At 59.0% G+C, this 24731-nt stretch carries 26 protein-coding genes; 12 read left to right on the forward strand and 14 right to left on the reverse strand.

What is annotated here, in order from left to right; genetic code table 11:
• The first annotated feature begins 47 nt into the window (after window positions 1–47).
• Window positions 48–455, forward strand: coding sequence for a DUF2000 domain-containing protein (locus ACJ8HT_RS06120; RefSeq protein WP_194572211.1), 408 nt, complete (start codon window positions 48–50; stop codon window positions 453–455).
• A gap of 12 nt (window positions 456–467) precedes the next feature.
• Here the strand turns inward: ACJ8HT_RS06120 and ACJ8HT_RS06125 are convergent, their stop codons facing one another.
• On the reverse strand, window positions 468–1337 hold the full coding sequence (locus ACJ8HT_RS06125) for a LysR substrate-binding domain-containing protein (RefSeq protein WP_197652837.1): 870 nt from the start codon (window positions 1335–1337) through the stop codon (window positions 468–470).
• Window positions 1338–1518: 181 nt separating this feature from the next.
• Here ACJ8HT_RS06125 and ACJ8HT_RS06130 point away from each other — a divergent pair, with 181 nt between their 5' ends.
• The 5 genes from ACJ8HT_RS06130 to ACJ8HT_RS06150 all read left to right on the forward strand — a co-directional run bounded on the left by ACJ8HT_RS06130 (window position 1519) and on the right by ACJ8HT_RS06150 (window position 7077).
• Window positions 1519–2691: an MFS transporter gene (locus tag ACJ8HT_RS06130; protein WP_244664458.1), complete on the forward strand. Its 1173-nt coding sequence runs from the start codon at window positions 1519–1521 to the stop codon at window positions 2689–2691.
• A 17-nt stretch (window positions 2692–2708) separates the two neighbouring features.
• On the forward strand, window positions 2709–3752 hold the full coding sequence (locus ACJ8HT_RS06135) for an NAD(P)/FAD-dependent oxidoreductase (RefSeq protein ID WP_197652838.1): 1044 nt from the start codon (window positions 2709–2711) through the stop codon (window positions 3750–3752).
• 236 nt (window positions 3753–3988) lie between these two features.
• On the forward strand, window positions 3989–4306 hold the full coding sequence (locus tag ACJ8HT_RS06140; protein ID WP_038871643.1) for a cupin domain-containing protein: 318 nt from the start codon (window positions 3989–3991) through the stop codon (window positions 4304–4306).
• A gap of 357 nt (window positions 4307–4663) precedes the next feature.
• Window positions 4664–5455, forward strand: a complete 792-nt coding sequence (locus ACJ8HT_RS06145; protein WP_084827800.1) for an AraC family transcriptional regulator — start codon at window positions 4664–4666, stop codon at window positions 5453–5455.
• Between the two features lie 86 nt (window positions 5456–5541).
• Window positions 5542–7077, forward strand: a complete 1536-nt coding sequence (locus tag ACJ8HT_RS06150; protein WP_194572214.1) for a phospholipase D family protein — start codon at window positions 5542–5544, stop codon at window positions 7075–7077.
• 59 nt (window positions 7078–7136) lie between these two features.
• On the opposite strand, the gene ACJ8HT_RS06155 is transcribed toward ACJ8HT_RS06150, so the two are convergent.
• Entirely contained in the window at window positions 7137–7550 is a 414-nt protein-coding gene (locus ACJ8HT_RS06155) for an energy transducer TonB (protein ID WP_197652839.1), read from the reverse strand.
• A gap of 315 nt (window positions 7551–7865) precedes the next feature.
• On the opposite strand from ACJ8HT_RS06155, the gene ACJ8HT_RS06160 reads away from it, so the two are divergent.
• A complete protein-coding gene (locus tag ACJ8HT_RS06160) occupies window positions 7866–8951 on the forward strand; it encodes an NAD(P)-dependent alcohol dehydrogenase (RefSeq protein WP_194572215.1) in 1086 nt (361 codons plus the stop codon).
• A 26-nt stretch (window positions 8952–8977) separates the two neighbouring features.
• Here the strand turns inward: ACJ8HT_RS06160 and ACJ8HT_RS06165 are convergent, their stop codons facing one another.
• From ACJ8HT_RS06165 to ACJ8HT_RS06195, 7 genes are all read right to left on the reverse strand, one after another.
• On the reverse strand, window positions 8978–9856 hold the full coding sequence (locus tag ACJ8HT_RS06165; RefSeq protein WP_195873442.1) for an efflux RND transporter periplasmic adaptor subunit: 879 nt from the start codon (window positions 9854–9856) through the stop codon (window positions 8978–8980).
• A gap of 7 nt (window positions 9857–9863) precedes the next feature.
• Window positions 9864–10076, reverse strand: a complete 213-nt coding sequence (locus ACJ8HT_RS06170) for a DUF1656 domain-containing protein (protein WP_038871631.1) — start codon at window positions 10074–10076, stop codon at window positions 9864–9866.
• Window position 10077: 1 nt separating this feature from the next.
• The gene (locus ACJ8HT_RS06175) at window positions 10078–12015 is read right to left on the reverse strand and encodes an FUSC family protein (protein ID WP_197652840.1); all 1938 of its coding nucleotides are present in this window, start codon (window positions 12013–12015) and stop codon (window positions 10078–10080) included.
• Window positions 12012–12476, reverse strand: a complete 465-nt coding sequence (locus ACJ8HT_RS06180) for a MarR family winged helix-turn-helix transcriptional regulator (RefSeq protein WP_015377885.1) — start codon at window positions 12474–12476, stop codon at window positions 12012–12014. Before ACJ8HT_RS06180 ends, ACJ8HT_RS06175 begins: the two co-directional genes overlap by 4 nt.
• Window positions 12477–12632: 156 nt before the next feature.
• A complete protein-coding gene (locus ACJ8HT_RS06185; RefSeq protein ID WP_043147473.1) occupies window positions 12633–13493 on the reverse strand; it encodes an oxidoreductase in 861 nt (286 codons plus the stop codon).
• Window positions 13494–13520: 27 nt separating this feature from the next.
• Window positions 13521–14387 (reverse strand): oxidoreductase, encoded by an 867-nt coding sequence (locus ACJ8HT_RS06190; protein WP_197652841.1) that lies wholly within the window; start codon window positions 14385–14387, stop codon window positions 13521–13523.
• Window positions 14388–14419: 32 nt separating this feature from the next.
• On the reverse strand, window positions 14420–15442 hold the full coding sequence (locus ACJ8HT_RS06195; protein ID WP_048233955.1) for an MBL fold metallo-hydrolase: 1023 nt from the start codon (window positions 15440–15442) through the stop codon (window positions 14420–14422).
• Window positions 15443–15608: 166 nt separating this feature from the next.
• On the opposite strand from ACJ8HT_RS06195, the gene ACJ8HT_RS06200 reads away from it, so the two are divergent.
• The gene (locus ACJ8HT_RS06200) at window positions 15609–16541 is read left to right on the forward strand and encodes an AraC family transcriptional regulator (RefSeq protein WP_049272629.1); all 933 of its coding nucleotides are present in this window, start codon (window positions 15609–15611) and stop codon (window positions 16539–16541) included.
• A 36-nt stretch (window positions 16542–16577) separates the two neighbouring features.
• On the opposite strand, the gene ACJ8HT_RS06205 is transcribed toward ACJ8HT_RS06200, so the two are convergent.
• From ACJ8HT_RS06205 to ACJ8HT_RS06215, 3 genes are all read right to left on the reverse strand, one after another.
• Complete coding sequence (locus tag ACJ8HT_RS06205) at window positions 16578–17519, reverse strand: sugar phosphate isomerase/epimerase family protein (RefSeq protein WP_197652842.1); 942 nt, start codon at window positions 17517–17519, stop codon at window positions 16578–16580.
• 10 nt (window positions 17520–17529) lie between these two features.
• Window positions 17530–18705: a Gfo/Idh/MocA family protein gene (locus ACJ8HT_RS06210; RefSeq protein WP_197652843.1), complete on the reverse strand. Its 1176-nt coding sequence runs from the start codon at window positions 18703–18705 to the stop codon at window positions 17530–17532.
• A gap of 67 nt (window positions 18706–18772) precedes the next feature.
• Window positions 18773–19696, reverse strand: a complete 924-nt coding sequence (locus ACJ8HT_RS06215) for a substrate-binding domain-containing protein (protein WP_197652844.1) — start codon at window positions 19694–19696, stop codon at window positions 18773–18775.
• 317 nt (window positions 19697–20013) lie between these two features.
• Between ACJ8HT_RS06215 and ACJ8HT_RS06220 the strand changes: the two genes are divergently transcribed.
• On the forward strand, window positions 20014–21036 hold the full coding sequence (locus ACJ8HT_RS06220) for a LacI family DNA-binding transcriptional regulator (RefSeq protein WP_197652845.1): 1023 nt from the start codon (window positions 20014–20016) through the stop codon (window positions 21034–21036).
• A gap of 34 nt (window positions 21037–21070) precedes the next feature.
• Here the strand turns inward: ACJ8HT_RS06220 and ACJ8HT_RS06225 are convergent, their stop codons facing one another.
• The gene (locus ACJ8HT_RS06225) at window positions 21071–21733 is read right to left on the reverse strand and encodes a hypothetical protein (RefSeq protein ID WP_197652846.1); all 663 of its coding nucleotides are present in this window, start codon (window positions 21731–21733) and stop codon (window positions 21071–21073) included.
• Window positions 21734–21910: 177 nt separating this feature from the next.
• Here ACJ8HT_RS06225 and ACJ8HT_RS06230 point away from each other — a divergent pair, with 177 nt between their 5' ends.
• Window positions 21911–22291, forward strand: coding sequence for a nuclear transport factor 2 family protein (locus ACJ8HT_RS06230; RefSeq protein WP_197652847.1), 381 nt, complete (start codon window positions 21911–21913; stop codon window positions 22289–22291).
• A 920-nt stretch (window positions 22292–23211) separates the two neighbouring features.
• A complete protein-coding gene (locus ACJ8HT_RS06235) occupies window positions 23212–23589 on the forward strand; it encodes a VOC family protein (RefSeq protein WP_194571981.1) in 378 nt (125 codons plus the stop codon).
• A gap of 85 nt (window positions 23590–23674) precedes the next feature.
• Here the strand turns inward: ACJ8HT_RS06235 and ACJ8HT_RS06240 are convergent, their stop codons facing one another.
• Window positions 23675–24133 (reverse strand): YbaK/EbsC family protein, encoded by a 459-nt coding sequence (locus tag ACJ8HT_RS06240; protein WP_048233970.1) that lies wholly within the window; start codon window positions 24131–24133, stop codon window positions 23675–23677.
• Window positions 24134–24300: 167 nt separating this feature from the next.
• Here ACJ8HT_RS06240 and ACJ8HT_RS06245 point away from each other — a divergent pair, with 167 nt between their 5' ends.
• A complete protein-coding gene (locus ACJ8HT_RS06245) occupies window positions 24301–24726 on the forward strand; it encodes a DUF2231 domain-containing protein (protein WP_047730692.1) in 426 nt (141 codons plus the stop codon).
• The last annotated feature ends 5 nt before the right edge of the window (window positions 24727–24731 follow it).

Consider the following 24731-nt stretch of genomic DNA (forward strand, 5'->3'; position numbering starts at 1 on the left):
CATTTCCGATGATGTGCTTTTAACAGCACAACGGAGTAGAGCGAAAGATGTTTGATACTAAAATAGCGTTTATCGTACGTGACGATCTGCCAACCTGGCAGCGGCTGAACGTGGTGGCCTTTCTGGCGACGGGTATCGCCGCCGCGGCCCCGGAGATCATCGGAGAGTGTTACGTAGATGCGCAGGGCAGACGCTACGGCGGTATTTCCGGGCAGCCGATGCTGATTTTCGCCGCAGATTTGCCGGGCCTGCAACATGTGCATCGCAAAGGGTTGGAGCGGGAATTGACGTTGATCCCCTATGTGCACGCCATGTTCTCGACCGGGCACGATGAAGCCAACCGCCAGGTTTTTCTTGCTGAAGACGCGGACAATCTGGATTTGGTCGGTCTGGCGCTGCGCGGGCCGAAGAAAGCGGTGGACAAGGCGATAAAAGGCCTGGCGCTCCACGGCTAACCCTATCGGGATCTAAGCCTGGAATGCCTGCAGCCAGGTGGCGAATTTTCTCACGACCTCATCGTCCCGATCGCGCAGCAGCAGGGAATAAACGCCGGTTCGGATAGTCAACGCCGGGAAAGGCGACACCAGCCGACCAGACGACAGATGTTTGGCGCAGAACAGGTAAGGCACGACGGCCAACCCCAGGCCGTCCTCGGCCGCCTGAATGGCGGCGAAGGTATGGTCGAGCGTGAGCGGCGGCGGCGAAGCGTCCAGCGCCGTCGGGTAGGTATTCAGCCAGCTGTGCCATAAATCCTCTCGGGCGCGGATGCGGATGGCGGTATGTCCGGCCAGCTGGCTCGGCGCACTGACCGGCATCGTGCACAAATAGCTCTGGCTGCAGACCAGCAGGCTGTCCTCCTGCAGGAAAGGGATCGCTTTCAACCCGGAGAAGTGCGCGGGATCGCGCCGGATCGCCAGATCAAACGGCGTATTGCGATCGACGGCGCCGGTGCTGGTGGTGATATCAATCGCGACCTCCGGATGAATCTCATTGAATGCCGCCAGCTTTGGCATCAGCCAGTGCATGGTAAACGTCGGCAGGCTGTGTACTACCAGCCGCTGCCGGCCTGCGCTCTCTTTCAGCGCGCTTTCCGCCGCAAACAATTCGCTTATCACCCGCGAAGCGGTGCGGGAAAAGTTCTCACCGGCCTGCGTCAACCGCACGGACTTGTGTCCGCGATAAAACAATTTGATCCCCAGCTGTTCTTCCAGGCTGCGAATATGGCGGCTGACCGCGCCGGTGGTGAGAAACAGCTCATCCGCAGCGGCGCTGAAGCTGCCAAGACGGGCGGCAGCTTCGAAAGCGGGGAGGTGCGGCAGGGAATAAATTTTTTTCATAGGTTGAGTCTAGCTCAACCAAATGAGCGAGGAAAGATCGTTTGTCAGCCGTTGATTTTTATCACTATTATCACGCATCCTTCCCGGTTTGCCGAGTGTGTCATGCAGCGATTTTCCCCGTCTGTCGTTCGTGTTAATCGAATTATCCTCACCCCTCGATTGGCAGGGAGACGGCGCTGAGATGCGAGCTTTCTTTCTGCTTTGCGTGAGCCGGGCCGGCCTCTGCCTGGGCACCATGATGTTCGCCGGTGCACTGCCGACCATCAGAAGCGAGTGGCAGCTCGACGCCGCCTCCGCCGGTACGGTGCAGACGGTGTTCAGCCTGACCAACGCCTTGGCGCTGCTGGTGGCCTCCTGGTGGTGTGATTCACTGGGGGCGCGCCGGGTTTACCTGCTGTTTTCCTGGCTGGGCGCCGCTGCGCTGATGCTGTTCGCCGTGTTTGCCCATTCTTATGCCGGCGCGTTGGTGTTGATGGCCTTCGTCGGCCTGACGCAGGGCGGCGCCTATACGCCGGCGCTGCTGCTGGCGATGGGGATGAACGGCCCGGCCCGGCGCGGTTACGCCATTGGCATGATGCTGGCGGCCAGTTCGTTGGGGTATTTTCTGTCGGTTTTCATCGCCGGTTGGAGCGCCATGCGTTGGGGCGCCGGCGTGGCGTTTTTCCTGTGTGCCGCCGGCGCGTTGCTGGGGGCGCTGGCGGGTTCGTTGGCCCTGATCGGTTATCAGGAACCGCAGCTGCGCACGCTGGGGAGGCAGACGAAACGTGAAAACCATGCTATCACCTATGCGACCTTGCTGTTGCTGATCGGGTATATCGCCCACAGCTGGGAGCTGCTCGGCAACTGGGCCTGGGCGCCCAGCCTGGTCAGCGAGGCATTGAGCGGTTTCTCTCTGGATCCGCTGAGCGCCGGATTGATCGTCGCGGCGGTGATCCACCTGGCTGGCATGGCTGCCACGCTGATTGTCGGCACCGTTTCCGACTATTTCAATCGCGCATCGGTGCTGATGTTTATGGGCGCCGCCGGCGCGCTGGGATCGCTGCTGATGGGGTGGTCGGCGAACTGGGGGCCGGGCTGGACGCTGCTGGCCGTCAGCATCGGCAGTTTCTTCATCCTCGGCGACTCCGGCGTGCTGTCGGCCGCGATGGCGGACAACGTGCCGCCGCAACAGCTCGGCAGCGTGATGGGCTGGCGATCGTTGCTGGGGTTTGGCATTGGTTCGTTCGCTCCTTTATCCTTTGGCGTCGTGATGGACACCACCCAGAGCTGGGGGGCGTCTTATGCCGTGTTGGCCGGCGGCGGTGGGGTAGCCTGTCTGGCGGCAGGGCTGTTTTGGCGACAATACCTGAAATGAGGCACGGGCATCATTAAATGAATGGAACATCATCACGCATTGTTATCGTTGGCGCCGGGATTGTCGGGGCATCGATCGCCTATCATCTGGCGCGTCAGGGGCAGCACGTTATCGTCGTTGAGCAGGCGCATCCTGCGGCGGGGGCCACGGGCAGATCGTTCGGCTGGATCAGCGAAGGCGTGCCTGATGGCGCTCCCGACGCGTTTCTGCGGCGCGAGATCGTCGCTGACTGGATGCGTCTGGCGCAGGAGATCCCGGATCTCTGGGTGAATTGGTCCGGCGCGCTCAGCTATGGCCAGGCGCCGGCGACGCAAAATCCCGACAATCGGCTTTTGCCCTCCGCCGAGGTGAACGCGCTGGAACCGGGGCTCAGGCTGCCCGATAGCCAAGCCTATTTTGCGGCGCGTGACGGCGCCGTCGATCCGCAAGAAGCGACACAGCGGTTGCTCGAGTGCGTTAGCGCGTGGGGCGGGGAGTTGCTCCTGGGGCGAACCGTCACCGGATTTTTGCGTGAAAAGGGGCAGATAATCGGCATCGTTACCGAGGAAAGCGCTATTGCCGCCGATCGGGTGGTGCTCGCCTGCGGCACGGGAATCTCCGCGCTGCTGGATGGCAGCGGGTTCTCGCTGCCGATCGAGGCGTCGCCGGCGATTCTGTTACGCTATCGTGCAGCGGCGCTGGCAGTGAACACGCTGATTGCGGGCGATGACGTTGAAGTGCGCCATACGCAAAACGGCGATCTGCTGGCGGCGGAGGATTACCCGCCGGAGGGGGACGTTAAACGGGTGGAAAACGACGCGCAATCGGCGATTAAAAACCGCCTGCCGGATACGGCACCCTTGCAACTGCAGGCGTGTTCGGTGGGGATACGCCCCCGGCCGCGCGACGGTTATCCCATCATCGGGCCACTGGGCGCTACCCGGCTCTATGTGGCGGTGATGCACCCGGCAGTGATGTGCGCGCCGACGCTTGGCCGACTGGTCAGCGACGAGCTGCTGTATGGCGTCAATCCTGCCATTCCGCACGCTTATCGCCCCGAGCGATTTGACGAGGGGAAATGAATATACGCTCAACCTGGTAGCGGTTTTTTGCGCCGTCGGCGAGGCTCTTATATATTTAGTAGCATGCCTGAGGCTGGTTGGGCATGAAACGGCGGTCGATCGGGCCGTGCAAGTACGACAGTTAAATCCGTTCGCCAAGAGGCTGCGAGCCTGTGCTTTCGGTAGGGACAGCCGCCAATCGTTTTTATGGCGACCGAAGGCGGAGCAGCTACTCACAGGTCACGAGGACACTTACCATGCATAAGAGAACACTGGCGTCACTGCATTACGAAAACATGCCTTACGATGGGGTGCGTTTTCATATTTTGAAACGGGAGACGCCTGGCCATACGGCGTTGCTGAAGTTGGATGCGGGCAGCCGACAACCGGCGCGTTTTCATCCGGGGTGGGTGAAACTGATGGTGCTGAGCGGTGAACTGAAGGTTGACGATCAGACGTTGCAACCCCATGAGATGTTAATCATTCCTGCCAATACTGCCTATACGGTACAGGCCATTACTGAAGTGATTTGTTTGGCGATTTCCGAACTGGACGGCGCTGAGTTGGCCCGTTGATGTGATAACACGAATGGATAGAGGAGAGCCTAGGCGCTCTCCATATCCATTCAGCATTGAGCCGCCCCCCAGGCTGAGCTACCTGCTGATTGATGCGTATACCTCCTGATTTTTGCCACCGCGCTTTCCCTTTCCATCACTTTCGGCCACGTCGCCCCCGCAACGAGCCGCCATCGCGCAGCGCATGCGCAACGTCATCGCTTTGGTTTTACGCAGAACGATGAAATTTTGGTGTAAATAGTGAGTTTCTTCGCATAAGGCCCCTGGTGTGGCTTGCGAGAACGTCACTATATGGAGGATTATGCGGTCCCTCTATCAAATAAAAGACATTCGCGTTATCAAAAGGGACAAACGACCATGGGATTCGAAGTCGACAACGCCGAAACGAAACGCATCGACCTCAGTAGCCACGAAAACTCCTCGTTCGAGGTGACGGGGCTGGTGAAACACTATCCGGCGGGCTTTGTCATTCCTTACCACTCGCATAAACGCTGCCATTTGCTCTATTCGCAGCAGGGCGTTATGGCGGTCGAGGCGAGCAGCGGGCGCTGGATCGTGCCGCCCACCACCGCGGTCTGGCTGCGGCCTGGGGTAGAACATCAGTTGGTCATGCAGAGCAACATTTGCGTTTACGGGATTTTGGTTGATGAAGTCACCGCCGCGCGTTTGCCGCTGCGCGACGGCGTATTGCAGGTATCACCGCTGCTGCGAGAACTGATCGCTCAGCTGGCGACGCTGGCGCCCGAAGGGGCGGAGACCAAACGCAATACGCTGCTCAGAGCGTTGTTCCTTGAGGAGCTGAGCCTGCAGCCGCAGCTGGCGCTGCATTTGCCTTGGCCGGCAGAGGCGAGAATGGCCGAGATTTGCCGGCTGTTAGTCATCACGCCGGCCGACGATCGCGGCATTGAGGCCTGGGCCGATTCACTGTCAATCAGCGCGAAAACCTTCCAGCGTCATTTCACTCAACAAACCGGCATCACCTTCGGCCAGTGGAAACAGCGCCTGCGGCTGCTGTCGTCCATTCCGCTGCTGTTGGCCGGCAACTCGATCATCCATGCCGCCTTCGAAAGCGGTTACGAGAGCCACAGCGCCTATTCGGTGGCGTTCAAAAAACTGTTTGGCGTTTCGCCTTCGCGTTTTACGCTATAGCCTTATGGCATAGCGCGCTTCTCCTATAGATTGAAGCAACCTAATGACGTATAAAGCAAAGCAGTCAACCTCCGAGGCCGCTTCCCGTGATAAAAATTGTCGTGTATCTGATTCTCGCCGTGACGATCGCCATTATTGCGGCAAGAGTCCTCTTTCGTTTGCCGGATATTTCCCAGCGTCTGCCGCAGGCGGCGTTGCCGGCGGATCCTGCCGCCCAGTTGCCGGCGCGGGCCGCCGAACTGATGGCGGCGCATCCAGGCCTGAGCGGCGTGGTGCCGCTGGCCAGCGGGCACGATGCGTTCGCCAGCCGCCTGGCGTTGGCGCGGATGGCGGAAAGGTCGATCGACGCCCAGTACTACATCTGGCATAACGACACCTCCGGGCAGATCCTGCTGAAAACCCTGTATGACGCCGCCCAACGCGGCGTGCGCGTGCGGCTGCTGCTGGACGATAACGGCGTCGCCATGGACGAAACCCTGGCGGCGCTGAACGCCCAGGAAAACGTCGAGATTCGCCTGTTCAACCCATCAACCGTGCGCACGCCGAAGCTGGCCGGCTACGCCTTTGACTTTATGCGTATGAACCGCCGCATGCATAACAAGTCTTACATTGTCGACGGCGCCGTGGCGATCATCGGCGGCCGCAACATTGGCGACGAGTATTTCCAGGTCGGCGACGAAAACTATTTCCTCGATCTCGACGTGCTGAGCGTCGGCAGCGTAGTGGCAGAAACGGCCGAGGTCTTCGATCGCTACTGGAACAGCGCGTCGGTGTTTGGCGTTGAGCAGATTATCCGGGGCAAAGGCAACCTTTCTGCGTTCCTGACGCAGGCCACCGCGACCGAAAGCAGCGACCGGGCGCGCAAACTGGCGGTGCAGTTGGAAACCAGCGCGGTGCGCTTTCGCGATGGCGCCGTCCAGCCGGAATTCACCAGGGTGGAGCTGGTGGCCGACGATCCGGCGAAAGGGCTGGGCAAGGCTTCGCGCGATCGTTTGATGGTGACGCAGCTCGGCAAGATCATCGGCGGCGTCAGCCGACAACTGGATCTGGTTTCCGCCTATTTCGTGCCGGGCCGAGAAGGGGCGAGCTTTTTTGAATCGCTTGCCAAACAGGGGAAGTCCATACGCGTGCTGACCAACGCGATGAACACCACCGACGTGCTGGTGGTGCATGCCGGCTACGCCAAATACCGGCGTGAGCTGCTGCAGGCCGGCGTGGAGCTGTTTGAACTGAAACTGCGAGCCGGCCAACCGACGGGGCGGCAGGAACTCAAACCGCTGGGGCTGTCCGGCGCGGCGCTGCACGCGAAAACCTTCGCCATCGACGACAAGCGGGTGTTTATCGGTTCGTTCAATTTCGATCCGCGATCGGCGCACCTGAACTGCGAAATGGGCTTTTTGATCGACAGCCCGACGCTGGCGGCCGACACTCGCCAACTGTTTGATGGCCCGCTCGAGTACGCCGCCTATCGCCCGGCGCTGACGCCCGAGGGCAAGATGGTGTGGAACGAAGCCTTCGAAGACGGCCACACCGAGGTGCATCAGCAAGAGCCTGGCGCCGGCTGGGTAAAACGCATTATTCTCACCGTGGCCGGCTGGCTGCCGATCGAGTGGATGTTGTAACGGCGGCGAATGCCGCCGCCACCCGTTGAGTCAACCGTTGCAAGGGAACCTATCCTGCGCTATCGGTTGGCTTCAGCATCACCAGAGAGTTTAAAAGTAAACAACGCCGTTTCATTAACGCTGCCTGGTATCCAGCAGCTGCGTGCGATAGCGCTTTTGGTGTCGCGATAAAACTCCGGTGTGCCCGTTAGCACGATATTTCTGGCTTTACCCTTATCATCAACATCAAACGTTGCGCTCACTTCGCCTTCACGTTTTTCAGCCTTCGCAGAGGCGGAATAGTATGGCCGCTCATAAAAGACTTGTCCGTCGCATCCCAGGTTAGGCGGTTGCTTTACCGTTGGAACATTGCTGCCTGCACGCCAGGCATAGACGCAATCATTCACCGCACTGGCTTTTTCACAGCCATCAGGTTGCAATGGCGCGCAGCCGGCAAGTGCCAAGCTCAGCGGGATGAGGGTGAATCGTGACATGGCGTTTCCTGCATGTTTTATCAATCAGATAACGTATATTTTCGCTGAGCGCAGGGTATTTAGGAAGAGAAATTATGCAGCTTTCGCTAGGGTGTTAACCATTCTTTTCTTAAGCGATGCTCTATTCGAAAATTTGAGGATAAATAGTTTTCCGGGGTGGGGTTAATTCTTCGGCTAATTATATTTCTCATTGTACTTCACTCATGGAACTATTGGTTATAGTGATTATTTTACAAGGCATTAAAATAGGAAAAATAACCGCTTGGGTTATTCTTTCTTGTAATCACCTCGACAGAAACCAAAGGGTCTTCCACCATGCGCATGATGAAAGCCGCCGCCTTTATCGAAAGGGGGAGAATAGAACTCATTGAAAAACCGATCCCTTCTCCCGGCCCCAATGATGCCTTGCTTAAAATAACCACGACGACAATTTGCGGTACCGATATTCATATTCTCAAGGGCGAATATGCCGTGCCTCACGGGTTGACCGTGGGCCATGAACCGGTCGGGATTATCGAAAAGCTCGGGAGCAATGTTAAAGGCTTTAAAGAAGGGCAGCGGGCGCTGGCCGGCGCCATTTGCCCCTCGTTTACGTCCTATGCCTGCCAGGATGGTTTTCCTGCTCAGGACGGTGCCTATTTGCCGGAATGCCGTTGCCACGGATACAAAGCGACGGCGGGGTGGCGTTTTGGCAATGTTATCGATGGCACGCAGGCTGAGTATGTGTTGGTACCCGATGCCGAAGCAAATCTGGCGTTAATCCCTGATGCGCTGACCGATGAGCAGGTGCTGATGTGTCCGGATGTGATGTCTACCGGATTTAAAGGTGCGGAAAATGCCAACATTAAAATTGGCGATACGGTAGCCATTTTCGCCCAGGGGCCGATCGGATTATGTGCCACCGCCGGGGCGCGTTTGCAAGGCGCCAGCCTGATCATTGCCGTCAGCAGTTCCCCCGAAAAGCTGAAAATGGCGGGCGAGATGGGGGCAAACGTCCTGCTGAATTACAAGGAACACGATGCGGTTGATGAGATCTTCAGGCTTACCGGCGGGCGGGGTGTGGACGCCAGCATAGAGTGTTTGGGAACGCAAACCACCTTTAATCAGGCGCTGCGGGTGTTAAAACCCGGCGGCACCTTATCCAGCCTTGGCGTTTATAGCGAAGACCTCCATCTGCCGGTGAGTGCGCTTGCCTATGGGCTGGGCGATCATACTATTCGCACGGCATTGTGCCCGGGCGGTAAGGAGCGGATGCGCAGAATGATGAACGTGATCCAGCATGGCGGGTTGGATCTCACGCCGTTCGTGACGCATCGCTTTCGGCTGGAGAATATCGCAGATGCCTACTCGTTGTTCGCGGAGAAACGCGATGGCGTGATTAAGTTGGCCATCACGCCATAAAGCGCATCGATACGGTTAACGGCAGATTATTCCCCGTTATCCTTGAGACTGACCGTCGCCGTGCGGCCGGCGATCAGCTCGACGTCGTGGGGAATGGTGTCGATCGCGATGCGCACCGGGATGCGCTGTGCCAGACGGATCCAGCTGAATGTCGGGTTGACGTTGGCGAGCAGATTGCCGGCGGCGGTGGTGCGCTCGCTGTCGTTGATGCCGGCGGAAAGCCCGTCGACGTGGCCATACAGCGGCTGCCGTTCCCCCATGATGCGGATCACCACCTTGTCACCGTTCTGGATGCGGCCCAGCTTGGTCTCTTCGAAGTATCCGGCGATGTAGAAACTGTTGGAATCCACCAACGCCATGATCGGCTGACCGGCGGTCGCGTAAGCGCCGGGGCGCAGGGAGAAGTTAGTGATCACGCCATCCACCGGCGCATAGAGATCGGCGCGCTGCAGGTTGATACGCGCCAGCGCCCGATCCGCCAGGGCCTGATCCAGATTGGCCTTCGCCAGCGATTGGGCATCGCGGCGATTGTCGCGTTCCTGTTGTGAAATAGCCGACTGCAGCGCCTGATAACGCCGGTTTTCGCGCTGGGATGATGCCAACTGGACGTTGGCGCGCTCCACGGCGGCCTCGGCCTGATCCAGCGCGTTGCGCAGCCGTACTTTGTCCAGGCTGAGCAGCAGCTGCCCTTTATGCACCACCTGGTTGTCGTGAATGTGCACGGCCTCCACTTTGCCGGAAACATCCGTGGCCAGCGGCACCACGTCGGCGCGGATCTTGCCGTCGCGCGTTTGCGGGGCGTAGGTGTAATAGAGATAAAGCTGCCACAGCACGCCTGCCGCGATCAAAACGGCAATCAGGGTCAGCGCGGGGCGCAGCAGAGCAAGGGTACGTTCACGAAACATGGGGGCCTCAGGGGGTGGTAAGCCATTTCAAGCCGTGGAAAAACAGCCCGGCCAGAATAAGAAACAGGGCGGTGTCGAACAGCGGGCGCTGCGCGACCCAGCGATAGACGCCTACGGCGTTGAGCGTCCAGGAAAGCGCCATGCGCGAGAAGAACGCGCACACCAGGCACAGCAGCAAGGGCGAGATGAACACGCCGTCAATGTTGATTTCACCGATCATGTCAGGGATTCCAGTGCAAAGCCGTGGGGAAGTGCAGCAGCCGCAGCCGGGTAAGCGGCCGCAGCGCGCGCCGATCGTTCTGCCGCCAGGCCTGTTGCAGACCGGCGTCGATCTGGCCCAGCAGCGCGGAGGGTGCCTCGGCGTGCAGAGAAAGTTGACGGAACGCCGCCGGCAGACCGGCGTTCGGCGAAGCGCCAGGGGTGAGCCCGCCGGCCTGCTGCAGACGAATCAGGTCGATAGCGGTTTTTAAGCGCATCAACAGCTGTGGGCTGCGATCGGCTTGCCCAACGGCGGCCAGGCGGCTACCCAGCGCGGTGATGCGATCCAACGCGCGGGCCTGATAGCGCTGTAAGTCGCGCTCCGTGACGTGGCGATTGAGGCGCAGCATCTCTTGCGCATCCTGCCGCATCAGCCGCGCCACCACCTGATCGGTGCCCCAGCGGCGGAACAGCGCGGCGCACAGGAATGCGAAATAGACGCCGATCAGCGTGCCGGTAGTGCTTTCCAGATATAGCCCCATATTGTTCGGCGCATAGTGCCCCTGAAAGTTGACGTTGCTGAGCGACAGGGCGATCGCCAACGTCGCCAGCGGGTTGCTCGCCGCCCACACGCCGAGCGGCAGCAAAAACAGCTCCATCACGATCAGGAAACTGCCGTAATCCCCGGCCAGCGGCAGCAGCACATAGCTGAGCAGGGCGCCAAGGGCCATAGCGATAGCGGCGAAGCGGCCAAAAGTGGCGATGGTGGCGCCGGGATTGTCGCCGGCGCCGAAGAAGGCGATGGCCACGATCCCCATCAGCACCATATTGGCGCCCTGTTCCCAGCCGGTGAAATACCAGAGGCCGCACAGCAGGGCGTAGGTCGTCAAAATTCCGGCGAACATGCGCACCGCCATGCCGATATCCGGCGGCGGCGAGAAGACGCGGCTGCGCATCATCTGCGCCTGTAGCGCCGCGGGCAGCGGCTCGCCGTCCAGGAATGCGTTCAACTGCTGTACCTCGACCCACAGCGTTAACCACTGTTCAACCTGTTCAGCCAGCTCGTCGACGATCAGCGTTTCCCACGGCGACAGCGACGCTGCGGGCGGCAACAGGCTCACCGAGGGCGCAGCGTGCGGTGCGGGTTCAACGGCCTGCCGCCGGACCTCATTCAGCCACGGCTGTAGGCGGGGGCACAGGCCGGCCGGCAGTGCGGCGATGCTGCTGCCGATAGCCGAGAGTAGCGGCACGATTTGCAGTACGCGTTGCTGTATCGAAATCGCCGCCTGACGGGTGGGCTTATCGACCGAACTGTCATAGCCAAGGGTGGTCATCATCTGATTGAACGAGGCGATGTCGCCCAGCAAACGGATACGGTCCGCGTCGGCCTGGGCGTCGCTGCCCTTGCCGTCGAGGCTGTCCTCCTGCCAACGCGCCAGGTCAGCCAGCCAGCCTTTCAGCCGCGTGCGCAACACCGGCGCCAGCGACGATGGGAACAGCACGCTGTCTACCAGCGTCACCGCCAAAATACCCAGGCAGATCTCCGTCACCCGCGTGACGACCATGGTGAACATCGTGTCCGGGTGATTGATGTAGGCGATGGCGACCAGCATCATGGTGATGGCGCCCAGCTGGAAAAAGTAAGCGCGCGGCGTGCGATCGAGATAAGAGAGGCCCAGCATCAGTGACGATGACAGCCCAGCGGCGACGATCAACAGCACCGGCGTGTTGCTAAGCCAGGCCGAAAGGCCCAGCGTCAGCACGCCGGCGAACAGCGTGCCGCAAAAACGGTAGGTGGCGCGGGCGCGTACGGCGCCGCTGACCGGATTGCTCAGCACGCAGCAGGTCACCATCGCCCAATAGGGATTTTGCAGGCCGATGCTTTCCGCCAGCGCGAAGGCCAGCATGGCGGAAATAAACAGTTTCGCGGCGTACAGCAGCTGCGGTTTACCGATGTTCATGGCTCATTGCCGGCCTGTTGCAGATAGTGGCCTGCGCGCTCTTCAAACAGGCGCAGAATGCGCGTAGCGGTTTCAATATCTTCCAACGGCACGTCGTGCATCAGCTCGACTCGCAGCTTATCGGCCGCGGTTTCGACCTTTTTGGCCAATTCGGCGCCGGCGGGCAGAATGCGCAGGGTTTTAAACCGACGATCGCCGGCCGACTCCTGCCGCTCGAGGAAGCCTAACGCGGCGGCCTGATCCAATAGACGCACCAGCGCACCGGGATTGACGCCGACTTCTTCCGCCAGGTCGCGCTGATTGATGCCCTGCGGATTGCGATGCACCAGAACCACGACGGTAGCCAACGACATGGATATGCCGGATTTGGCGATCGCCAGCGTCGCAGCCTGTTTCCACACCCGGCGAACCGGTTGCAGGGCGTTGGTGAGGGCATAGAGGGATTTTTCTTTCGATGACATGGGATACCTCGGCAAACAGTGTATATAGGTTAAATGGCAACAGTTGCTTTGGCAATTAGTTTTAAACACTCGATTGAGAAACAAAAGGTAAGACATACGTGACGACGTCACATAAAACAAACGGGCTACATAGGTAGCCCGTTTGAAAGGTGGGTATTACAGCGCCTGAACGGGATTCATCGCAGCGCCGGGGAAGGCCGTATCTTCACCGCGTTCACGCCAAGGCGCCAGATCGCGGCTGCGGGAGGCTACCGCGCTGTCCCACAGCTGATACGCGTCCTTACCGAGCATCAAACGCACCGGCGGGGTGGCGCTGGCCACCATATCGACGATCACGCGAGCGCCCTTGACCGGATCGCCCATCTGTTTGCCGTTCTGCGTGCGGTAATATTCCACCATGCCGGCATCCAGTGGCGCATAGGCAGCGATTTCGCGTTCGGCCTTCATGGCGGCGCTGCTGGCGAAACCGGTACGGAAGGCGCCCGGCTCGATCAGCGTGACGTGGATCCCCAGCGGCTTGACCTCGTGGTGCAGCGCTTCGGTAAACCCTTCCAACGCGAACTTGGTGGCGTTGTACAGACCGCTGCCGGGGAAGGCCACCAGGCCGGCGATGCTGGTCAGATTGAGAATATGGCCGGACCGTTGAGCGCGCATCTGCGGCAGCACTTCACGCGACAGCTCGGCGGCCGCGAAGAAGTTCAGCTCCATCTGGGCGCGGATCTGTTCGGAAGTGAACTCTTCCAGCGCCCCGTAAGAACCGGCGCCGGCGATGTTGGCCAGTACGTCGAGGCGGCCGAAGGTTTCTACGGTCTTCTTCAGGGCGGCGGCGCGCGCCGCAGGATCGGTCACGTCCAGCTGCAGAGCCAGCGCGCGTTCGCCGTGGCCGGCGGCAATCGCCTGCAGCGGCGCCAGGCGGCGGGCGGTGAGCACCACGTTGTCGCCCTTGGCCAGCACGGCTTCAGCCAAAGCCTGGCCGAAGCCGGAAGATGCGCCTGTAATAAACCAGGTTTTGTTCATATCGAGATTCCTCGTTATCGTGGGGAGTTACAGTTGAATTTCAGTGAGTTCTTCGCCATCAAAGGCGGTGTCTTCGCCCCGTTCGCGCCAGGCGTTAAGCTCCTGCTGGCGTTTGGCGAGGGTGGTGTCCCACATGGCGTAAGCGTCGCGCCCCAGCATCAGGCGCACCGGCGGAGCCGTGAGAGTGACCAACTCCAGCATGCGCTGCGCCGCTTTGGCGGGATCGCCCATCTGTCGGCCGGCGGACTGCGCCAGGTAGGTTTCAAACGGTGCAATCGACGGGCGGTAGGCCTCGATGCGCTGCGTCGGCCGCATGTTCACGTCGCCGGCGAATTCGGTGCGGAAGGCGCCGGGCTCGACCAGGGTCACGTGGATCCCCAGCGGCCTGGCCTCGATGGCCAGCGACTCCGTCCAGCCTTCGAGAGCAAACTTCGCCGCGCAATAGGGGCCGGCGGCGTTCATCGCCACCAGACCGGCGATGCTGCTTACGGTGATCACGTTGCCGCTGCCCTGGCGCCGCATCTGCGGCAGCACGGCGCGGGTCATCTCCGCCGCCGCAAAGAAATTCAGCTCCATCTGCTCGCGCAGCTGTTCGAGGCTGAACTCTTCGCAGGCGCCGGCTACACCGCGCCCGGCCAGGTTGGCCAGCGCGTCGATGCGGCCGAACCGCGCCAGGGTATCGGCGACCGCCTTATCGCGCGCGGCGGCATCCGTGACGTCCACCGCCAAAGGCAGCACGCGATCTTCCTGGCCCTTAGCCAGCGCCTGCAGGCGATCGAGACGGCGGGCGGTTACCACCACCCGATCGCCGTTGGCGATGGCCGCTTCGGCCAGAGCTTTACCCAGGCCCGACGAGGCGCCGGTGATCAGCCACACTTTATGGTCATTGTTCATTTCAGGTTTCCTGCAAATAAATAAAATGGCGCTTAGCGCCACCAACGGTTGCCGGGGTGCGGCCGAACGATATCGACACGTTCGCCGATCATCGGCGTCGCGACCTGCACGCTAGAGGTAGCGGCATGGCGCAGTACCTGGTCGAACGGGTCTTGCCAGGCGTGCATCGCCAGATCGAAGGTGCCGTTATGGATCGGCAGCAGCCAGCGGCCGAGCAAATCCCGGTGCGCCTGCACGGTTTGCTGAGGGTGCATATGCACATAGGGCCAGCGTTTGTCGTAGGCGCCGGTTTCCATCAGCGTCAGGTCAAAGGGGCCAAAACGGCGGCCAATCTCGGCAAAACCGGCGAAATAGCCGCTGTCGCCGCTGAAGAACACCCGCAGCTCATCGTCTTCAAGCACCCAGGAACACCACAGCGTGCGGTTGCCGTCGGTCAGGCTCCGGCCCGAAAAGTGCTGGGCCGGGGTAGCCGTCAGCCGCAGGCCGTCGATTTCCGTGCCTTGCCACCAGTCGAACTGGCGGATTTTTTCCGGCGCCACGCCCCAGGCCGCCAGGCGATCGCCCACGCCGAGCGGCGCGACGAACTGGCCCACCTTGCCGTCCAGCGCCCGAATGGCGGCTTGGTCCAGGTGGTCGTAATGATCGTGCGAGAGGATCACGGCGCGGATCGGTGGCAGCTCCTCGATCGCGATCGGCGGCGCGTGAAAGCGTTTTGGCCCGGCGAACGGCAGCGGCGATGCCCGCTCGGAGAACACCGGATCGGTCAGCCACCATTGGCCGCGCAGCTTGAGCAACACCGTGGAATGCCCCAGACGGTACAGGCTACGATCGGGTGCCGCCTCAAGTTCGGCGCGCGACAGGCGCTGAATCGGCACCGGCGTCGCCGGCACCGTGCCTTTGGGTTTGTTGAAAAATACGTCCCACCACACGCGCAGGGTGGACTCGGGCAGGTCACCCGGCGCCGGCGGCCGCTGATTGTTAAAGCGCCGATCGCGCCATTGTGGCGATGAAGCATAGCCGCCCGCTGTCGGGCGCAATTTGGAACAACGGCTCAAAGTCAGAATTCCTTCAGCACAGCAATGGATAATTCGGGCAGCGACGTGGTTCAGGTCGCCTTTGCCCGCACGACGCGATAAAACTTGTCGTCAAGAATAAGCCTTGAGAGACGGACGATCCATGCGCTAAAGTACTTGTTTGTTTATCAAGAGTACGGATTTCATCATGGACCCGCTGTCAGACGTGTTGTCGCTGCTGCAACCCCAAAACCAGTTTTACGCCGGTTTCGACGCCGCCGGGGACTGGTCGTTCGAGTTTCCCCCTCATGAAGGCATCAAATTCACGGCGGTGATGCGCGGCGCCTGCTGGGGCATGACCGACGATCTGACGCAGCCGATCCATTTCCGCGAAGGGGACTGCTTTTTGCTGAACAGTCGGCGGCGCTTCAGGGTCGCGTCCGATCCGGCGTTGCCGCCGCAGGGAGGGGAGCAGATCATGGCCGAGGCGACGCGCGACGGCATCGCCGTGCATAACGGCGGTGGCGAGGTCTTTTTGATCAGCGGGCGTTTCGGTTTTTCCGGCCAGCATGCGGCGCTGCTGTTTGATGCGCTGCCGCCGATCATCAACATCCCCAAAGCCTCGAGCCAGGCGGGCGTTTTGCGCTGGACGCTCGAACAGTGGACGAATGAATTGCGTCACCCGCAGCTCGGCGGTGCGCTGATGTCGACCCACCTGGCGCACTTGATGCTGGTGCAGGTGTTTCGCCAGTTCCTCGAAACGGCCCATGAGCTGCCGAAAGGCTGGTTTCTGGCGCTGACCGACCGCCAGATCAGCCTGGCGATCGCCGCCATGCATGCCGAGCCGGCGCGCAACTGGACGCTGGAAGAGCTGGCCCGCATCGCCGGCATTTCCCGCACCGTATTCGCTCAACGTTTCAAAGGGCTGGTTGGCAGCACCGCCATGGAATACCTCTCGCGTTGGCGTATGCTGCAGGCGGCAGATCGCCTGCGGGCCGGTAAAGAAAACGTCGCGTCGATCGCCTACTCGTTGGGGTATGGCTCGGAAAGCGCGTTCAGCACCGCCTTCAAACGGGTGATGGCGCAGTCGCCGTCGCAGTATCGGCGGCAAATGCCGGCCGGGGCGAGTGAACCGGAGTGAAAGGGGGCGCAGCGGCCGTGGCCGCCGCGCCTGAGGCTACCGGCTGATCGTCTGCTGCAGCGCCTGAACGGAAGAGGCGATGCCGGCATCGACCGACATGGTCAGGTCCTCCATTTCCAGCGACACCCAGTCGTTGTAGCCCATCATGCGCACCACCGAGAAGAACTCCTTCCACCACTGCAGATCCCGGCCGCAGCCGACGGCGACATAGTTCCAGGCTCTGTGGGCTACGTCGTCGATCGGTTTGGTCTCCAGCAGTCCGTTAACCTCAACGACGCCGCGCTCAAGGCGCACGTCTTTACCGTGCACATGGTGAATGGCGGGGCCGAGGGCGCGGGCCACCGCGATGGGATCCGCGCCCATCCAGATCAGGTGGCTGGGATCGAGGTTCAGGCCCACCATCGGGCCAACGGCGGCGCGCAGCCGGAACAGCGTTTCCGGGTTCCACACCAGCATGGCGCTGAAGTTTTCCAGCGCAAAGCGCTCGACGCCGCACGCTTTGGCCCGGGCGACCAGCGCCTGCCAATAGGGGATCGCCACCTCATTCCATTGATAGTCCAGACAGTTTTTCACCGTAGGCGGCCAGCTGACGGTATAGGTGATCCAATTGGGGATGGTGTCATGCGGGCTGGCCGGGGGCAGGCCGCTCATCATAACGATCTTTTTCACCCCCAGCAGGCCGGCCAGCTCCAGCGTATTGTCGGTTTGGCGCTGATGGCGTTGCCCCAGTTCGCCGGGATCGAGCGGATTGCCGGAGACGTTGAGCGCGGCGATCTCCATGCCGCGGCTGGCCAGCGCCTGCTGCAGCTGCCGGCGTTTGGCGGGGTTGGCCAGCAGATCGTCGGTATCCAGATGGGGCGCCGGAGACCAGCCGCCGGTGGTCATTTCCACGCCGCGCACCCCCAGCTCCAGCAGCCGATCCAGCATCTGCTCGAAGGGTAAATGGCCCAGGCTGTCGGTACAGAATGAAAGTTTCATGGTGCTTTCCTTATTGGTAATTAACCCAGGTGGCGCCGTTGTCGGCGGAACGAACGCAGTTTTCAATCCAGCGCACGCCTTCCAATCCGGCGTCGATATCCGGATAGATCAGCGCGGCCAATGTCTGCCGATCGCCGCGCTGGCTGGCGCTGATGGCGATGGCGAACTTGAGGTAAATATTGGCCCAGGATTCGGTCAGCCCTTCGGTATGCAGCGCGCCGAGCCGCTCTTCGGCCAGGGCGCTGTCGTTCAGATAGGGCATGCCATGGTGCAGGATCTGGTTGGGCCGCCCCTGGATCTCATAGCGCAATTCGCCGGGGGCAGCGTCGCTCCACTGCAGGCTGGCGCGTGAGCCCACCACGCGGATGCTTTGGCTGTCCATCGCGCCGGCGTTGATGGCAGAAGCCCACATACGGCCGACGGCGCCGTTTTCGTAGTGCATCAGCACCATGGCGTTGTCTTCCAGCGGTGCGCGGGAAGGAATAAAGCTCTGGCGATCGCACAGCAGGGAGGCAATCTTCATATCGGGCATCACCAGCTGCGAGATGTAGAAGGTGTGAGTGGAGATGTCGCCCAGCACAAAAGAGGGGCCGGCGATTTTCGGATCGACGCGCCACTTTTGCGCCTCGAACGCGTCCGCGCTTTCGTTGGCATTGAAACCGTGGGTGTATTGCAATTCGACCATGCGTATTTTGCCGATGTCGCCGTTCGCGATCATGGCCCGCATCTGCATCAGTAGAGGATGGCCGGAGAAGCCGTAGGTTACGCCAACGATCAGGCCTTTCTCCGCTGCCAGCGCCTTGATTTCTCTCGCCTCCGCCGTGGTGAAGAACAGCGGCTTTTCACAGATGACATGCAGGCCGGCATTCAGCGCTGCGCGCGTGATTTCATAATGGGTGCCGTTGGGGGTGGCGATGGTCACCACCTCAACGCCATCTTCGCGGTTGGCTTCTTGCGCCAGCAGCTGTTGATAGTTGTCATAGCAGCGTTCGGCGGGCACGCCGAGGTTGACGCCAAACTCACGTCCGCGCGCCGCGTCGATATCAAAAGCGCCGGCAACCAGCCGATAGGCGGTGTTGTCGCGCAGTGCGCCGGAACGGTGCTTGTAGCCCACCTGGCTGAGGCGGCCGCCGCCGATCATCGCCCAACGCAGCGGGCGAGGGATGCTTCTTTCACCATTTAACATGCTGACTCCTGATACTGTGGTTTTGCACTCGGGTGCAAAATGGGTTGAAAAAGAGAGTGGCAACGGTTTATTTCTGGTTCATCAGTGCAAATTGCGGGTAGTTTTCTCGCGTCACGGTGGCATAAGGCACCCAGTTGTAAGGCTCCGTTTTGGCGTGATCCAACATCGCTCGGGTCACTTGCACCGCGCCGATCGCCTGGGCTTTGGCATCCTGGAAAATGGTCACCGCCAGGTCGCCGCTTTTGATAAATTGCAGGCCGTCTGGCGTGCCGTCGATGCCGGCGACCAGCACGCCATTCTTTTTGGCCTGCTTCAGCGCCATGATCGCGCCGATGGCCATCTCATCGTTGTTGGCGGCGATCGCATCGATCGGCGTGCCGTTCAGCAACCAGCCGGAAACCACGTCGACCGCTTCATTGCGTTGCCATTTGGCGGTCTGTTTCTCTACCACTTTCAGGTCTTTATGTTTGGCGATCACCGCTTCCACCGCACGGGTGCGTGCGCGGGTTTCTTCGTTGGAGAGGGCGCCCATCAGGATCGCCACGTTGCCGCGGTAATTCATTTTTTTCGCCAGGGCCTCCATCTGCAGGCGGCCGCTGAGCGCCGAATCGGAGCCGACGTAGGCCGTCGCGCCGGTCAGCGGCACTTCAGGTTTGCGGTTGACGAAGATCAGGGGGATCGCGGCGCGTTTGGCGGCCGCTATCATCGGCTGAACGCCTTGCGTATCAACAGGGTTGAGGATAATGGCGTCCACACCCTGATTAATCAGATCGTCCACCTGTTGCACCTGCAGGGCGACATCGCCTTTGGCATCGACGAACTGGCCCTGCAGCTGCTGAGCCGCCAGTTCACGTGCCATTTGGCTGCGCAGGATGGAGACGAAGTTGAGATCGAAGTTGGCCAGCGCCACGCCGACCTGGTAGCTCTTGGCCTGGGCGGTCACGACAAACAGCGAGCAGGCTAACATCAACAGCAGTCTGGTTTTTTTCATTACGGTATCCTGTTGAGAAGAGAGGTGTTGTGTAAAAGCAGTGTCATTGCAACCGGGTGCAAAGCAGGAGACAAAACGGCGATGAGTCTCTGAATGCCACCGTGAATGTCGGCCATGGATAAAATTTGGTCAACAGGGGAAAGGTGAAAACAACGTGGACGATCACAAACTCTTTACCTTTTGCACCCGGTTGCACAGCAAATTGCAATCGGGTGCAAAAACGGGACATAATTGCAGCAGGAATGCCGACGGGCGCTTAGGGGATCTGAGCGAGCAGGGTATAGTTTGACTTCACCGAAGCAGGGATCGACGTAACCATGATAAAACACCACAAAGCCACCGCCAGCGACGTCGCCGAAAAGGCCGGCGTCTCTAAATGGACGGTATCGCGCGCCTTTACGCCTGGCGCGTCGATCTCGGACAGCGCGCGTGAAAGCGTACTGGCGGCGGCGGCCGAGCTGGGCTATCGGCCAAACCTGCTGGCGCGCAGCCTGTCGCAAAAACGCACGCACATCATCGGCGTGGCCATCGACGAGATGAAGAACCCGCATTCGATGATGATGCTTGATATGGTCACCAAACAGCTGCAAACCCGCGGCTATATGGCACTGCTGCTGAACATCACCGCAGGGGAAAACTACCGGGCGGTGATGGCGATGGCCGATCAGCTGCAGGTCGATGGCATTTTGTTCCTGGCGACGGTGTTAACCCAAGAGTGGGCGGCGATCGCGCAAGATCTGCATCAGATCCCGCTGGTGCAGGTGTGTCGCAATACGGAAAGCGAACACATTGATGTGGTCAATATCGACGGCTACCGCGCCGGCGAAGAGATCGCTGGGTTGCTGATAGAACAAGGGCATCGGCGCTTTGGCTACATGAAGGGGCCGGATACGCAAAGCAGCCATTTGCTACGTATGGAAGGCTACCGCGACAAACTGATGGCTACCGGCTTTCAGTTGGATCGGGTGCTCACCGCCGGCCACTACGATCGCCAACGCGGTTTCCAGCTGATGAGCGAATACCTGCAGGCAACGCCGGAAAGCGAGCGGGTTGAGGCGCTGTTCTGCGAGAACGACGTGTTGGCGCTGGGGGCGCTCGAAGCGCTCAGGCAAACGGCGCCGTCGTCTGCGATGGCCGTGGTGGGTTTCGACGATATCGACGAAGCCGGCTCAGCCAATTGGGCGCTGACCAGCTACAGCCAACGCATCGACCGCTTAGTCGAGGAGGCCTTGAATCGCCTGATCGACAATCGAGCCACGGCAGACGGCGCCTGGCGACACGGAGAGTTGCGGGTTCGGCGGTCGCATGTGAAGCAAGACGAAATTCAGATCGCTGATTGAGCGCATGGCGGATAACATTTCCGCCATGCTAAAATTAGTGCGTTTTATCTGGCGCAGAGATAAGCCAGGGTGTAGCAGAGCCATTTTTTATGGCTTCAATATAATTTTCCGCCATAATCTGATTTTTTGCAGATATTTCACAAAATATTACCAGTTGGCCGAATAGCTCAGTGTCATCATTGATTTCATCAGGAATTACTTCCGGAACGAATGTAATAGCGCGTTTAGACAGCGTTCGCACGGTGAATTTTTTGCCAAACTCAGGTTGGCTATCAAACGCATTAACGCCTATTTCAAGTAAATTCAAAGAGGGTGAATAGATGGCATACCATGATTTTTTATAACAAAAAATGCCGCTTTTGAATTCTGGCATGTCCTTTAAATTAATTGAATTTTCCGTTTTTATTCGCTTTATGGCAGTTAATGTATACTTTTTCGTTGAATACACATCCTTGAGGAGAATGGCAACGCATAAAAAAATAAAGCCTGCTGCAAGAAAAGAAAATATGGCAATCAGAATGCCAGTGGCAGAAAGATCTGAATTGAGAAGGAACATTATCGCAATAGCGATAACGAGAGATGAAGCTATATTTATCAACCCATCTTTTTTTGTGATTTCCTTTCTGAACTTCACAATGAAATAAATTACTGCAGCAAAGACTAAACCATAAAAAAAGAGCAATGACCGATCGGGCATGATTCCATTCGCCAAAAAATTGATATTGCGTGTAATTTATAGTAATGGTTTAAAATAAGCAATATCCGGTTTGATTTTCAACCGTTATGACAGGAATCACATCCGCTTAAATCTGAACCCCTGTGTGAGTTTCTTGTCTCCAGATTTCACGTAGCGCGATCAAAAAAGGAGGGCATTTTGACCCATATTGCACAGTGGCTTAGCCAAATCCAGGTGCTTGAGGTTGAACTGCACCAGCCAACAACGCGCTGCGATCCGAAGCGTGTCGCGGCATTGCTGCATGAAGACTTTGAAGAGATTGGCCGCTCAGGCCGACGTTATGACAAATGCCAAACCGTTGCGGCACTGGTGATGGAAGCGGACTATCCGCCGATTTTCGCCGAAGGTTTTATGCTGGCGAAAATCAGTGAAGGCGTCGTGTTGCTGACGTATAAAAGTTTTCAGCGCGACGCGCAGGGCCGCGCCGTGCGTTGCACAGAGCGTTCGTCGATTTGGCTTCTGACAGCCCAGGCGGGTTGGCAAATGCGATTTCATCAAGGCACGCCGTCTGATGATTGAGGCAGGTTTAAAAGCCGATCGAATGGAATGACAACAAGCCTGGTAGAAAGACAGATATCAGAGGGATAAAGCTGGAGGTGAGGAGAGAAGATGCTCAGGGATAGGCACGGTGCGTATCCAGCAATTCAATTTAACATAATATACATTATGCGCACCAAGATGGTGATATGTGGATTCTGCCGTCCAGGCCTGATTCATGGGCTTTCTCCTGCGGCCAACCATGCCCGCGCCGGCTGCTCATGCTGCTAAGTAAATTGGCTTTCAACCGGCCATAAGCCGCCGGGTTTTGCCGGCGGTCTTCTGCTGCCTGGTATTTGTGTTGCTCAGCAATACCATGATGCTTGCGCAGAAAATCTCTGAACGCCAACTGTCTGATCGCCTGTTCACTTGCTGCAGCAACGCCTGCCGGTAATGCCGTTCTCGCCACGCGGCGTCGACCTCATGTCATGCATCTTGTCATTCACACCATCCAACGCCGCCAGGCTTTCAATCTCCAGCAAGATATCAATCGTTGGTTTGTCACTGCTGTACTACCGATATGATGAATTGCCGTTAATACGCCAGCCAACATCTCGCGTAGTTTCAGCGCTTCATCTTGATAGTGTTCCAGAGATCATAGCCCTCGACCGTGATGATGCGTGCTGCCATTTCCCGCTCCAGTAATGATGACCGGACATGATTTTCTATGGCGCATACCTGCCTCTATTGGCCAGAAATCCCCTGCTTTTTTGATCGCGCTACGTGAAATCTGATAAAACGTGGCGGCTACGATACTGCAGATTTCTCCCAAACGCGTCACTTAAACGGGCACTATTTGTATGCTAAATGCGCATTGGCGTGCGTTTGCATCGCTTTCGGCGCCCACCACGGCGTTAGCTATACTGAATGGGAATATTCTTCCACGCTCCAGGAGCCTCTCCATGTTTGACCATGTGAAATTTGGCGTCAGCGACTTTGCCCTTAGCAAAGCGTTTTTCCTCAATGCGCTGGCGCCGCTGGGCGTAAAGATCGTTGCCGAAGGCGCGCCCGGCTATGGCGTCGAACTTTGCCCCGATCGGGGTAACGTGTCATTGTGCCTGTTTCAAACCGATGAAAAGCCGGCACACCTGCACCTGGCATTTGCCGCAAGCAGCCGTGAACAGGTCGATGCGTTCTACCACGCCGCGCTAAATGCCGGCGGCAAAGACAATGGCGCGCCCGGTTTGCGGCCCAATTACCATGCCCACTACTATGCGGCATTTGTGATCGCCCCGGATGGCCACAATATCGAAGCGGTTTGCCATAACCCGATGAGCTAATGATTTTTCCTGTTAAAACAGTAGATTAATCACGAGGCAATGCATTAGATTTAACATAACGTAGTTGTGACGACGTCACTTAACGTTACCCTGTCACGTCAATCCACTCTGCTCCGGTGATGCTGGCCAGGCGTTGTGGCGCAATTCTCACGCCTGAATTATCGCTGCCACCTGCCGGAAGCACTTCACCGTAACTGCACAGGCTGCGATCGCAGTAAATTCTCACCGCTGCCGGTGCAGCAAAGGGGCAAACGCCGCCGGGCGGATAGCCGGTCAGCGCCTCCACCTCCTCCGCCGGCAGCATGCGCGCCTTTACGCCGAAGAATTGTTTGTACTTCTTGTTGTCGATTCTGGCGGTTCCCGCCATCACCAACAGCACCACGCCGTCGTTCACGCGAAACGACAGCGTCTTGGCGATCTGCCCGCTCTCCACCCCAAAAGCTTCCGCCGCCAGCGCCACCGTAGCGGTATTCTTTGTCAGCACCGTCACCGCCGTTTCCGGGGCGTGCTCGGCCAGAAATCGCTGAACGCGCTCTATACTCATACCCTTCCTCCCGATGTTGCTAAGCCATTGATAATGCTGCAGTGAGGGTTCGGTTTTAACATCGCATGCTAAAAATGAGAATCAAAATTGTTCAAATCGGTGAATCTGAACAAAGCTTTAAGGGGTCTACGCCTTTTTTACCTATCATTTTTCATGGAGATACCTGCATGACCACGCAAACGACAGCAAGGCCTTCAGCGGTCGCGGTGGCCGTCTATGAATGGCTCAATCCGCTACCCTACGGATTTTTCACCGCGGCGCTGATTTTCGACATCATCTATGCCTGTACGGCGAATATTCAGTGGGTCAATGGTGCCAGCTGGCTGATCGCCATCGGCCTGGTTTTTGCCATTATTCCCCGGCTGATTAACCTGGTTCAGGTGTGGTTCGGCAGCGGCCGGCTGCAGGGCTCACCGGTCAAGCTCCATTTCTGGCTGAATCTGATCGCCATCGTTCTCGCCATCATTAACGCTTTCGTGCATAGCCGGGATGCGTATGCCGTGGTGCCGCAAGGTCTGGTGCTGTCTGCGATCGTGGTCGCGCTGCTGAGCCTCGCCAACATTCTGCTGGCCGTGGGCGCCCGCGCAAAATAAGGAGG

The organism is Serratia sp. CY44782, from assembly GCF_052168715.1.
Classification (GTDB): domain Bacteria; phylum Pseudomonadota; class Gammaproteobacteria; order Enterobacterales; family Enterobacteriaceae; genus Serratia; species Serratia nevei.